Raw genomic sequence first — 11,782 nt, forward strand, 5'->3', positions numbered from 1 at the left:
CGTCAGCGCGGACGGAACCCGTACAGGCCGCCGTCCTTCGTCTGCACGACGAGCGTATTGCCCGCCAGGACCGGCGCCGCGGTAATCGCGCTGCCGTCGGTCTTCATCCGGGCGATGAAGCTGCCGTCCTCGCGCGACAGAAAGTGCACGAAGCCGTTGTAGTCGCCCATCACGACCGCATGACCGAGCAGGTACGGCACGCCGACGTCGCGGCTCTTCAGCTTGTCGTTGCGCCAGAGCTGGTTGCCGCTCGCCGCGTCGTAGGCCGTCACGACCGACCAGTCGTCGCCGCCGGCGACAACCGAATCGTCCTGCGCGAGACCGCTGCGGCTCGAGAACGCCTTTTCCCACAGCGGACGGCCCGAGTTCGCGTCGAAGCAGCCGAGCTGCCCCTGGAACGTGACCGCACACGCTTCGGCGCCCACGAGCGTCGGCGGACCGCTGACGTCGTTGATGCGCTCCACTTCGGTCACGCCCTTCGGGAACGACACCGGCGTCTGCCAGAACGGCTCGCCCGTCTGCAGGTTGATCGCGACGAGACCGCCGCCGGGGAAGCCCGCCAGCACGGCCGCATCGCCCGCGAACGTCATGCCGGCCGACACGCGCAGGTTCAGTGGCACCGCGCGGTTGCGGTAGTTCCACTTCTGCTCGCCCGTCTGCGCGTTGAACGCGATCACCTGGCCGTCGATCGTGCGCACGATCACGAGGCCGTTGCCGACCAGCGGCGGCGAGAAGATCTCGCCCTGCACGCTCGTCTTCCACAGCTGCTTGCCGTCGGGGCCGAGCACGAACACACCGCCCTTCAACGCGCCGACCGCGGTCAGGTTGCCGTCGCTGCCGACCCCGGCCGACAGGTCCGAACCGACCTTCGCGCGCCACAGCGTCTGGCCCGTCTTCGCGTCGATCTTCTCGACCGAACCGTTCTCGCCCGCCGCGTAGACAGCGTCGCCCACGGCCACCGGCGAGAACAGATAGCGCCCGCCCTTGCCGACGCTCGCCTTCCAGACCTGTTGCACGTCCATGACGGGCTTGAACTCGGTGAGCGGCGTCGGCACGCGGCGCGCGTCCTTCGACGACGAGCAGGCCGCCAATGCCAGGACAGCCGCCGCGCAGGCTACGGGCACAGCGTAACGTTTCAGCAAATTCATCGGTTAGCGAAGCAGAGTTAAGAGGTTGAGGGGGCCGGGATCAGCCGCCGAGCGCATCGAGCTTGAACTGCACGAGCTGACGCGCGGACTGGTCGTCCTGCGACAGGCCGTCGAGCGCGAGCTTGTACGCAGCGCGCGCATCGTCGGTCTTGCCTTGCGCCGCCAGCAGATCGCCACGGCGATCGGCCACGAGGCCCTTGAATGCATCGACCGGCGTGCCGGACAGCAGCGCGAGGCCCGCGTCGTACGCCTTCTCGTCGAGCAGCAGCGCGGCGAGACGCAGCTTCGCGATCTGCTTGTACTCGTCGTCCTTGGCGTGATCGACGGCCCATTGCAGCTGCGCCTTCGCGCCGGCGGCATCGCCGGCGGAATACAACGTCTTCGCGGCCGACAGCGCGGTCATCTGCGCATACGGCGTGCTGCCGAACTTGTCTTCCATGTCGGCGGCCGCGCGGGCCATCGTCGCCTTGTCGTTCGCGGCGGCGGCCTTCTGCACCTGCTCGTACAACCCGGAAGCCTCGGCAGCCTGACGGCGCTGCCAGTAATTCCAGCCGTTGAAACCGGCCGCGACGACCAGCGCCGCGAGCACGATCCACGTGGTGAGGTTGCCCCAGCGGGCCCACCACGCCTTGAGACTTTCAATCGATTCTTGTTCGTCGTGATAACTCATCAGCGAGCGATTCCTTCCTTGTCAGGCGTTTCTTGTCGAGCGAATGCCAGCGCGATCAGTCGTCGCCGTCTTCGGCGGATGCAACCATCGCATTGATTAGGAATTCGGTCAAGCTTTCGACCGGTACGGTCTGCTGAACGTTCTTTTCCCCGTCCTGGCCCGCACCACGCAGCGCCTTCACGCCCACCGTGCCGTTCGCGACCTCTTCCTCGCCGAAGATCACCGCGAATGCGGCACCGCTCGCATCGGCCCGCTTCATCTGCGACTTGAAGCTTGCCGGCGCGCCGTCGGCGCTGCAGTGGAAAATCACGTCGAGGCCCGTATCGCGCAGACGCTCGGCCGCGATGAACGCCTGTTCGCGCGCCGTCTCGCCCTGGTGCACCACGTACACGTCGACACCTTCCTGCTCGGGCGCGAGATCCTCTTCCTTCAGCAGCTCGAGAATGCGCTCGATACCCATCGCCCAGCCGCATGCGGCCGTCGGCTTGCCGCCGAGCTGCTCGATCAGCGGATCGTAGCGGCCGCCGGCCGCGACCGTGCCCTGCGCGCCGAGCTTGTCGGTCACCCACTCGAACACGGTCAGGTTGTAGTAGTCGAGGCCGCGCACGAGACGCGGGTTGATCTTGAACGGGATGTTGTTCGCGAGCAGCAGGCGCTGCAGCCCTTCGAAGTGGGTACGCGACTCGTCGCCGAGGAAGTCGATCAGCTTCGGCGCGTTCTGCGCGATTTCCTGCAGCGCGGGGTTCTTCGTGTCGAGCACGCGCAGCGGGTTCGTATACAGGCGACGCTTCGCATCCTCGTCCAGCACGTCCGCGAACTGCTCGAGGTACTTGATCAGCTCGACGCGGTGCGCGGCACGCTCTTCGGCGAGGCCGAGCGAGTTGATCTCGAGCTTGATGCCGGTCAGGCCGAGGTCGTCCCACAGGCGCTGGCACATCATGATGATCTCGGCATCCGCATCCGGGCCCGCGAAGCCGAGCGCCTCGACGCCGACCTGGTGGAACTGGCGGTAACGGCCGCGCTGCGGGCGCTCGTGACGGAACATCGGGCCGATGTACCACAGGCGCTTCGGGCCGTCGTACAGCATGTTGTGCTCGATCGACGCGCGCACGACCGCCGCGGTGTTCTCCGGGCGCATCGTCAGGTTTTCGCCGTTCAGCGCGTCGGTGAAGCTGTACATCTCCTTCTCGACGATGTCCGTGACTTCGCCGATGCCGCGCGTGAAGAGCTGCGTGTGTTCGACGATCGGCGTGCGGATGTTCTGGTAGCCGTACGCGCGCAGCAGCGATTTCACGGTAGCTTCGAAGAACTCCCAGAGGCCTGCATCCTGCGGGAGGATGTCGTTCATGCCCTTGACGCCGGCGAGCTTCTCGATCTTGCGTTTCTGTTCAGTCATCGTTCGTGTGTGTGGACGAATTTAATTCAGGGCCTCGGTGCGGCCGTAATTGCGTGCGACGTAGTCGCTGACGATCTGCTGGAATTCCTCGGCGATCCGCTCGCCGCGCAGCGTCTTGACCTTCTCGCCGTCGATGAAGACGGGCGCGGCCGGGTTCTCGCCCGAACCCGGTAGGCTGATGCCGATGTTCGCGTGCTTCGACTCGCCCGGGCCGTTGACGATGCAGCCCATCACCGCGACGTTCATCTTCTCGACGCCCGGGTATTCCTTGCGCCAGACCGGCATCTGCTCGCGCAGGTAGGTCTGGATCTGCATCGCGAGTTCCTGGAACAGCGTGCTCGTCGTGCGGCCGCAGCCCGGGCACGCGATCACCATCGGCGCGAACGAGCGCAGGCCCATCGTCTGCAGGATTTCCTGGCCGACGATCACTTCGCCCGTGCGCGGCGCGCCCGGTTCCGGCGTCAGCGAAATGCGGATCGTGTCGCCGATCCCTTCCTGCAGCAGCACGCCGAGCGCGGCCGTCGACGCGACGATACCCTTCGAGCCCATGCCGGCCTCGGTCAGCCCGAGGTGCAGCGCGAAGCCGCAGCGGCGGCCGAGTTCGCGGTAGACGGCGATCAGGTCCTGCACGCCGCTCACCTTGCACGACAGCACGATGCGGTCGCGGCCGAGACCCAGTTCGACCGCGCGCTCGGCCGAGCCGATCGCCGACTGGATCAGCGCTTCGTACATCACGCTCTGCGCATCCCACGGTTGCGCACGCGCGCCGTTCTCATCCATCATGCGGGCGAGCAGGTCCTGGTCGAGGCTGCCCCAGTTCACGCCGATCCGCACCGCCTTGTCGTACTTGGCCGCCGCTTCGATCATCAGCGCGAACTGCGTGTCGCGCTTCGCGCCCTGGCCGACGTTGCCCGGGTTGATCCGGTACTTCGACAGCGACTCCGCGCAGCCCGGGTAGTCGCGCAGCAGCAGGTGGCCGTTGTAGTGGAAATCGCCGACGAGCGGGACGGTCACGCCCATCCGGTCGAGCTGCTCGCGGATCGCCGGCACGGCGGCCGCGGCCTCCGGCGTGTTGACCGTGATGCGCACCAGTTCCGAGCCCGCGTTCGCGAGTTCCTTGATCTGGATCGCCGTGCCGATCGCGTCGGCCGTGTCGGTATTCGTCATCGACTGCACGCGCACCGGCGCAGCGCCGCCGATCGTCACGAGCTGCCCGCCCCAACGAACATCCACCGCATGCGACACGCGACGCGGCTGATGCCCGCCGAACACCGGCTCGGTTGAACAAATCTGACTGCTGCGTGGGGATTGAGCTTCGGATTGCATCGATAGATCCATTTACGCGGAATGCGCCGCGAGGCGGCGCATGAATTGAAAAAGCGCCGTGCCCTCGCAGCCTGTCTAGGACAGGCCCGCGTCACGGCGCTTGACGTCAGGGCAGCGTGAACCGCGCCACGTTACCCCGCGCTGCCGAATATTTTGCCGGATCGACAGGTTTTCCGTCGAACGCGACCGTATCAAGACCTGCCTTGTTGCCGATCGTGACCTTGAACGGCCCGTCGCCGGCGACCTGCTTCGTCTCACCGGCCCGCACCAGCGCCGAGAACAGCTCCTTGCCGTTCTTGTCGCGCACGCTGAACCAGCAATCCTGCTTGACCTTCATTTCAACCATCGACTGGCCTGCCGCCACCACGACGCTCGCGGGCTGGGCCGGCACGGCCGCGCTGCTCGCCGCCGCCGTCACGGCGAGCGGTTGCGACACAGGCGCGGCGGCTGTCGGGGCCGGAGCCGGCGCAGCCGACGCAACGGTCTGCGGCGCCACGGCGGATGCCGCAACCTGCGCCGGGGCGTCGTTGCCAGCTGCCGTCGATGCGGCACCCGCGGCGGCCTCTTCGACGGAAGACGCCGCCGGCGCGCTGGCCGCCGACGCATGTTCGGTATTACCGCCCTTGAAGCGCGCGAGCCAGCTCGACGAATCGCCGCCAGTGTGCCACATGAGTACCGCGATCACCGCGACGACAACGATCGCCGTCCCCCACAGCCACGGATGATGGCCCGACGACCCACCGAGCGGAATCGACACGCGGCCGCGCGGCAGATCCGTCCCCGACGACGCGGGCATCGACAGATCGACTTCCGGCACACCGCGCTCGCGGCGCAATGCCTGCGCGAACGGTTCCGGATCGACGCCGAGCATCTTCGCGTAGCTGCGCACGACGCCGAGCGCGAACGTCACGCCGGGCAAATGACTGATGTCGCCTGCCTCGAGCGCGCGCAGCTTCTGCGGAGCGACCTTGAGCCGCGCCGACACGTCGTCGACCGTCCAGCCCTTCGCTTCCCGGAGCTGCGCCAGCCGGCTGCCGACAGCTGACAGCGTTTCAAGCCCCGCCGGTGCCGGCTTCGCGGCATTCGTCTCTGCGCCGTTTGTCGGCTGCGGCTCACTCATCCTTGTCCTCGCGTCGATTCTTCTTCACTGGGGCGCCGCCGGCTCTTGCCGGCCGGCACCCGCAACTGTCCATACCATGCGCGGCGCCGAGGCGCCGCGACCGATCGCTATTCGCGTGTTGTACCGCCAAAAAGTTCGGGCATCCGCGGCCAGGCCGCCCCGACCGGGCGTCCCCGACTGGGCGCCCCCGACTAGGCGTCCCCGTCAAACCGCCCGAACTTCGATGATTTTTGCTGCTGCGCCCGTTCGCTCCGCCAGGCGCGTGCGGTCCTTCACGGCGCCGGCCAGCTGGCCGCATGCGGCGTCGATGTCGTCGCCGCGCGTCTTGCGCACGGTCGTGACGACACCCGCGTCGATGAGGACCTGTGCAAAACGCTTGATCTGCTCCGGCTTCGAGCGGATGAGGCCCGATTCCGGAAACGGATTGAACGGGATCAGATTGAACTTGCAGGGCACGTCACGCGTGACGGCCAGCAGTTCGCGCGCATGCGCTTCGGTGTCGTTGACGCCGTCGAGCATGCAATACTCGAAAGTAATGAAGTCGCGCGGCGCGACTTTCAGATAGCGCTGGCACGCGGCCATCAGCTCGCGAAGCGGATGCTTCTTGTTGAGCGGCACCAGCTCGTCGCGCAGCGCATCGTTCGGCGCGTGCAGCGAAACGGCGAGCGCGACCGGCAATTCGGCGCCGAGGCGGTCCATCATCGGCACCACGCCCGACGTCGACAACGTGACGCGGCGGCGCGACAGGCCGTACGCGTTGTCGTCCAGCATCAGCCGCATCGCAGGCACGACCGCGCTGTAGTTCAGCAGCGGCTCGCCCATGCCCATCATCACCACGTTGGTGACGACCCGTTCGGCCTTGCCGTTCGGACCGGGCGCGCGACCAAGCGACGCACGCAGTGCAAATTCGGCCATCCGGAGCTGGCCGATGATTTCGGCTGTCGACAGGTTGCGGGAGAAGCCCTGCTTGCCCGTCGAGCAGAAGCGGCAGTTGACCGCACACCCGGCCTGCGACGACACGCACAGCGTGCCGCGCGTCTCCTCCGGGATGAAGACGGTTTCGACCGCATTGCCGTTTCCGACGTCTATCAGCCACTTGCGCGTGCCGTCGGTGGAAACGTGATCGCTGACGATATCGGGCATCACGATCGACGCACGGCCCTTGAGCTTTTCTCTCAGGGACTTCGCGAGATCAGTCATGCCGTCGAAATCGCCGGCGTTGTATTGGTGGATCCAGCGCTGCAACTGCTTGGCGCGGAACGGCTTCTCGCCGAGGCTGCCGCAGTACGCGACAAGACCCTCGGCATCGAAGTCGAGAAGATTGACGGAAGTTTCGCTCGTCATGATGTGCTGCCTTGCCGCGTGCGCTGAATCCTGCCTACTTGTTGCCAGCCAGGGCTTAGCGCGAGTAGACGTTCATTTCCGGGAAGAAGAACGCGACTTCGACCGCAGCCGTTTCGGCGGCGTCCGAGCCGTGCACGGCGTTCGCGTCGATGCTGTCGGCGAAGTCGGCGCGGATCGTGCCCTTTTCTGCCTTCTTCGGATCCGTCGCGCCCATCAGGTCGCGGTTCTTCAGGATCGCGCCTTCACCTTCCAGAACCTGGATCATCACCGGGCCCGAGATCATGAAGTCGACGAGGTCCTTGAAGAACGGACGTGCTGCGTGAACTGCGTAGAACTTCTCTGCGTCCGCACGCGACAGGTGTGCCATGCGCGATGCGACGATCTTCAGGCCGGCGCCTTCGAAACGGCTGTAGATCTGGCCGATCACGTTCTTTGCCACCGCATCCGGCTTGATGATCGACAGGGTGCGCTCGATTGCCATAAAAACTCCAAGAAATTAAGAAGTTACAGGTTCAAATGAATCCGCTATTGTAGCACGATCCCGTGTATCATTGCGATTGAACCCTTACACGAGTGAAAGGTTCCGAATCCATATGTTTTTGCGCCGCCCGGCCATTGAAACCTCGCGGCACGGAACGTATCTTAGCCATAGCTGCTCCGGTTTGCTGCGCCGCACATCGCGCGCGCCGAACCGGCCCCGGACGCCCACGCGTTCAATGTTAGGAGAAACCATGAACGACTATCCGTACAATTTCGGCCGCGGCGGCTCCGTCAGCACCGCGGAAGTTCGCAATCGCGTGCTGCGGAACACGTACTGGCTGCTCGCGCTGTCGATGGTGCCGACGGTGCTCGGGGCATGGGTCGGCGTCGCGACGGGCTTCTCGCTGTTCGCGGCCACGAGCCCGATGATGAGCCTGCTTGCGTTCTTCGCGATCGCGTTCGGCTTCATGTTCGCGATCGAGCGCACGAAAAACAGCGCGGCCGGCGTGTTCGTGCTGCTCGGCTTCACGTTCTTCATGGGCCTGATGCTGTCGCGCCTGCTGAGCTTCATTCTCGGCTTCTCGAACGGCCCGTCGCTGATCATGCTCGCGTTCGGCGGCACCGGCATCATCTTCGCCGCGATGGCGACGATCGCCACCGTCAGCAAGCGCGACTTCTCGGGGCTCGGCAAGTGGCTGTTCATGGGCGTGATCGTGATCCTGCTGGCCTCGGTCGCGAACATCTTCCTGCAACTGCCGGCGCTGATGCTCACGGTGTCGGTGCTCGCGATCGCGATCTTCTCGGCCTACATGCTGTTCGACGTCCAGCGCGTCGTGAACGGCGGCGAGACGAACTACATCTCGGCCACGCTCGCGATCTACCTCGACCTGTACAACGTGTTCACAAACCTGCTCGCGCTGCTCGGCATCTTCGGCGGCAACCGCAACTGACGCTCGCTGCACACCATGAAAAAACCGGCCCTCGGGCCGGTTTTTTTACGTCCGCCGTCCGGCTCAGTCGCGCTCGAACAGCGCGATCGATTCGACGTGCGACGTATTCGGGAACATGTTCACGACCCCGGCGCCCTTCAGCCGGTAGCCGGCCTCGTGCACGAGCAGCCCTGCGTCGCGCGCGAGTGTCGACGGGTTGCAGGACACGTAGACGATGCGCTTCGGCAGCGGGCCTTCGCCGCTCTGCGCGATTTCGGCCAGCGCCTTCGACACCGCGAGCGCGCCTTCGCGCGGCGGGTCGATCAGGAACTTGTCGAACGCGCCGAGCGCACGGAGGTCGTCGCCCGTCACCTCGAACAGGTTCCGGCACGCGAACGTCGTGTGGCCGTCGACGCCGTTCTCGCGAGCATTCGCCAGCGCGCGGGTCGTCAGCGTCTCACTCCCTTCGATGCCCATCACCTCGCGCGACAGCCGCGCGAGCGGCAGCGTGAAGTTGCCGATCCCGCAGAACAGGTCGAGCACGCGATCGTCGCGCGACGGCGCGAGCAGGCGCAGCGCACGGCCCACCAGCACGCGGTTGATCTGATGGTTGACCTGCGTGAAGTCGGTCGGCTTGAACGGCATGCGGATGCCGAACTCCGGCAGCGTGTAGTCGAGCGGCACGTCGAGCGGATAGAACGGCGTCACCGTATCCGGGCCCTTCGGCTGCAGCCAGAACTGCACCTTGTGCTCGTCCGCGAACGCGCGCAGCAGCGCTTCGTCGTCCGCATTGATCGGCTCCAGCACGCGCAGCACCAGCGCCGTGACTTGCGAACCGACCGCGAGTTCGATCTGCGGCATCCGGTCACGGATCGACAGCCCCTCGACCAGCCGGCGCAGCGGCACGAGCATCGCCGACACGTGCGGCGGCAGCACTTCGCAGCTCGTCATGTCGGCGACATAGCTGCTCTTCTTTTCGTGGAACCCGACCAGCACGCCGCCCTTCTTCGCGACGTTGCGCACGGTCAGGCGCGCACGGTAGCGGTAGCCCCACGACGGGCCGTGGATCGGCGCGAACATCGTCTCGGCGCGCAGCTTCGACAGGTGCCACAGGTTGTCCTCGAGCACGCGCTGCTTGATCGCCACCTGCGCACGCATGTCGAGGTGCTGCATCGAGCAGCCGCCGCACGTGCCGAAGAATTTGCACTTCGGCTGCGTGCGCAGCACGCTCGGGCGCAGAATGTCGACAACGGTCGCCTGCTCGTAGCTCGGCTTGCGACGATAGCTCGAATAGGTCACGCGCTCGCCGGGCAGCGCGCCCTCGACGAAGATGACCTTGCCCGGCGTGCCGTCCTCGGTCGCCGTGCGGCCGACACCGCGCGCTTCCATGTCGAGCGATTCGATCTCGAGAACCGGGGCAGGCCCGGGCGCGACGGGCGCATTTTTCGATTTGCGCGCAGAAGTGGGGACGGCTTCGGACACCAGCTTTTCCTGACAAAACGTTGAAGAAGGCGAGATTGTAGACGACGAAAGCGCGCCTCGCCCGCTTTCGTGGCACAAGCGTCGATACTGACGCATCCACCGCGCCGCGTCATGCAGGAACGGCCGGCACGCACGCGCTCCGGCCGCCCGCCGCCGACCCGCATGCGCGGCATCTCGCCAGGCCCGCCGGCGGCACAAGCTCTGCTCGCAGGAGACTCGACATGCGACTGATCGACTGGAACATCCAATGGGGTCGGGACGCGGACGGCGTCGTCGACCTCCCGCGCACCATCGCCGCCGCCCGCCGGCTCGGCGACTTCGACGTGCTGTGCCTGCAGGAAGTCACGCGCGGATTCAGCGCACTGCCCGGCCAGCCGGGCCCCGACCAGTTCGCCGAACTGGCGGCGTTGCTGCCCGGCTATACGATCGTCGACGCGATCGGCGTCGATCTGCCAGCGCTCGAACCCGGCGCGCCGCGCCGCCAGTTCGGTAATGCGATCGCGACCCGGCTGCCGGTCGGGCGCGTACTGCGCCAGTTGCTGCCATGGCCGGCCGACGCCGGCGCACCGTCGATGCCGCGCGTCGCGCTCGACGTCGAGCTGGTGACGCCGTCAGGCTCGTTGCGGGTCGGCACGACGCACCTCGAATACTATTCGGCGCGCCAGCGACTCGCGCAGGTCGATGCATTGCACGCCCGGCACCGCGAGGCCTGCGCGCACGCGGACCGGCCCGCGCCGGCGGAGAATGCCGCGGGGCCGTTCAGCGCGACCGGCCAGCCGCGCGACGCGATCGTCTGCGGCGATTTCAACAGCGCGTTCGGCAGCGATGCGTACCGGCGCATGCTGGAGCCGATTGCCGACGCACCGCCGTTCGTCGATGCGTGGGTCGCCCGGCACCCGGGCCGCACGCCGCCGCCGACTGCCGGCGTCTACGACACGGTGCAATGGTCGGAAGGGCCGCTCGCATGCGATTTCGTGTTCGTGACCGATACGCTGCTGCCGCGCGTCACACGCTGCGAGATCGACGGCGACGTGCGCGCGTCGGATCACCAGCCGGTCGTGCTCGAACTCGATTGCAATTGATCGCGGCCGCGATGCGGGCCGCCCGCGTCACACGTCGAATCCGGCCAGGTATTCGGCCCAATGCGACGCGGGCTCCTGCGCGAGCGCATTCTTCACGAGCAGGATCTCGTCCGCATATTCGCTGGGCGTCAGGCCGCCGCGCATCAGTTGGAACCGGCAATACAGCAGGTAGGTATTGACGACATCGGTTTCGCAATAGTTGCGGATTTCCTCGATCCGGCCGTCCTGGAACGCCGGCCACACCTGACTGCCGTCCATCCCGAGCTTGCCCGGAAAGCCGCACAGCTTCGCGAGCGCGTCGAGCGGCGCATTCGCGCGCGCCTGATACATCGCGAGCACGTCCATCAGATCGGTGTGCCGCGAGTGATAGCGCGAGATGTAGTTGTTCCACTTGAAGTCGCGATCGTCCTCGCCCAGATCCCAGTAGCGGGTCGCGGGGATTCCGTGCACGAGCGCACGGTAATGGAGCACCGGCAGATCGAAGCCACCACCGTTCCACGACACGAGCTGCGGCGTGTATTTCTCGATCACGCGATAGAACGACTGGACCAGCGTCGCCTCGTTGTCCTGGGGCGTGCCCAGCGAGCGCACGCGGAACCCGTTGTTGTCGCGGAACACGCAGGAGATCGCCGCGATGCGCTGCAGGTGATGCGGCAGGAAATCGCTGCCGGTCTTCTCGCGGCGCGCGGCGAACGCATGTTCGGCCACCGCGGCATCGTCGAGCGTCGCGGGCAGGTCTTCCAGACGGCGAATGCCGTCGACATCGGGAATGGTCTCGATGTCAAAAACGAGAATCGGAGTCATC

11 protein-coding genes are annotated in these 11,782 nt (G+C 66.3%); 2 read left to right on the forward strand and 9 right to left on the reverse strand.

Annotated features, from left to right (window positions below; all coding sequences use genetic code 11):
* Positions 1-2: 2 nt before the first annotated feature.
* The 7 genes from bamB to ndk all read right to left on the reverse strand — a co-directional run bounded on the left by bamB (position 3) and on the right by ndk (position 7,485).
* Entirely contained in the window at positions 3-1,148 is a 1,146-nt protein-coding gene (gene bamB / locus DIE23_RS24260; protein WP_124614458.1) for an outer membrane protein assembly factor BamB, read from the reverse strand.
* A 40-nt stretch (positions 1,149-1,188) separates the two neighbouring features.
* A complete protein-coding gene (locus DIE23_RS24265; RefSeq protein ID WP_124614459.1) occupies positions 1,189-1,818 on the reverse strand; it encodes a tetratricopeptide repeat protein in 630 nt (209 codons plus the stop codon).
* Between the two features lie 55 nt (positions 1,819-1,873).
* A complete protein-coding gene (gene hisS / locus DIE23_RS24270) occupies positions 1,874-3,214 on the reverse strand; it encodes a histidine--tRNA ligase (protein WP_124614460.1) in 1,341 nt (446 codons plus the stop codon).
* Between the two features lie 21 nt (positions 3,215-3,235).
* A complete protein-coding gene (ispG, locus tag DIE23_RS24275; RefSeq protein ID WP_124614461.1) occupies positions 3,236-4,540 on the reverse strand; it encodes a flavodoxin-dependent (E)-4-hydroxy-3-methylbut-2-enyl-diphosphate synthase in 1,305 nt (434 codons plus the stop codon).
* 106 nt (positions 4,541-4,646) lie between these two features.
* Positions 4,647-5,660 carry a helix-turn-helix domain-containing protein gene (locus DIE23_RS24280; protein ID WP_124614462.1) on the reverse strand — a complete coding sequence of 338 codons (1,014 nt, stop codon included), beginning with the start codon at positions 5,658-5,660 and terminating at the stop codon, positions 4,647-4,649.
* 204 nt (positions 5,661-5,864) lie between these two features.
* On the reverse strand, positions 5,865-7,004 hold the full coding sequence (gene rlmN, locus DIE23_RS24285; RefSeq protein WP_014896906.1) for a 23S rRNA (adenine(2503)-C(2))-methyltransferase RlmN: 1,140 nt from the start codon (positions 7,002-7,004) through the stop codon (positions 5,865-5,867).
* A gap of 55 nt (positions 7,005-7,059) precedes the next feature.
* Entirely contained in the window at positions 7,060-7,485 is a 426-nt protein-coding gene (ndk, locus tag DIE23_RS24290) for a nucleoside-diphosphate kinase (protein ID WP_011352265.1), read from the reverse strand.
* A 250-nt stretch (positions 7,486-7,735) separates the two neighbouring features.
* Between ndk and DIE23_RS24295 the strand changes: the two genes are divergently transcribed.
* Positions 7,736-8,434: a Bax inhibitor-1/YccA family protein gene (locus DIE23_RS24295; RefSeq protein WP_006761414.1), complete on the forward strand. Its 699-nt coding sequence runs from the start codon at positions 7,736-7,738 to the stop codon at positions 8,432-8,434.
* Positions 8,435-8,497: 63 nt separating this feature from the next.
* On the opposite strand, the gene rlmD is transcribed toward DIE23_RS24295, so the two are convergent.
* A complete protein-coding gene (rlmD, locus tag DIE23_RS24300; RefSeq protein ID WP_124614463.1) occupies positions 8,498-9,895 on the reverse strand; it encodes a 23S rRNA (uracil(1939)-C(5))-methyltransferase RlmD in 1,398 nt (465 codons plus the stop codon).
* A 221-nt stretch (positions 9,896-10,116) separates the two neighbouring features.
* Between rlmD and DIE23_RS24305 the strand changes: the two genes are divergently transcribed.
* Positions 10,117-10,977 carry an endonuclease/exonuclease/phosphatase family protein gene (locus DIE23_RS24305; RefSeq protein WP_124614464.1) on the forward strand — a complete coding sequence of 287 codons (861 nt, stop codon included), beginning with the start codon at positions 10,117-10,119 and terminating at the stop codon, positions 10,975-10,977.
* 27 nt (positions 10,978-11,004) lie between these two features.
* Here DIE23_RS24305 and DIE23_RS24310 read toward each other — a convergent pair whose 3' ends face one another.
* A complete protein-coding gene (locus DIE23_RS24310; protein WP_059449876.1) occupies positions 11,005-11,781 on the reverse strand; it encodes a 3'-5' exonuclease in 777 nt (258 codons plus the stop codon).
* Position 11,782 lies beyond the last annotated feature (1 nt).

This window comes from Burkholderia sp. Bp9143, from assembly GCF_003853645.1.
In the GTDB taxonomy this organism is placed as follows: domain Bacteria; phylum Pseudomonadota; class Gammaproteobacteria; order Burkholderiales; family Burkholderiaceae; genus Burkholderia.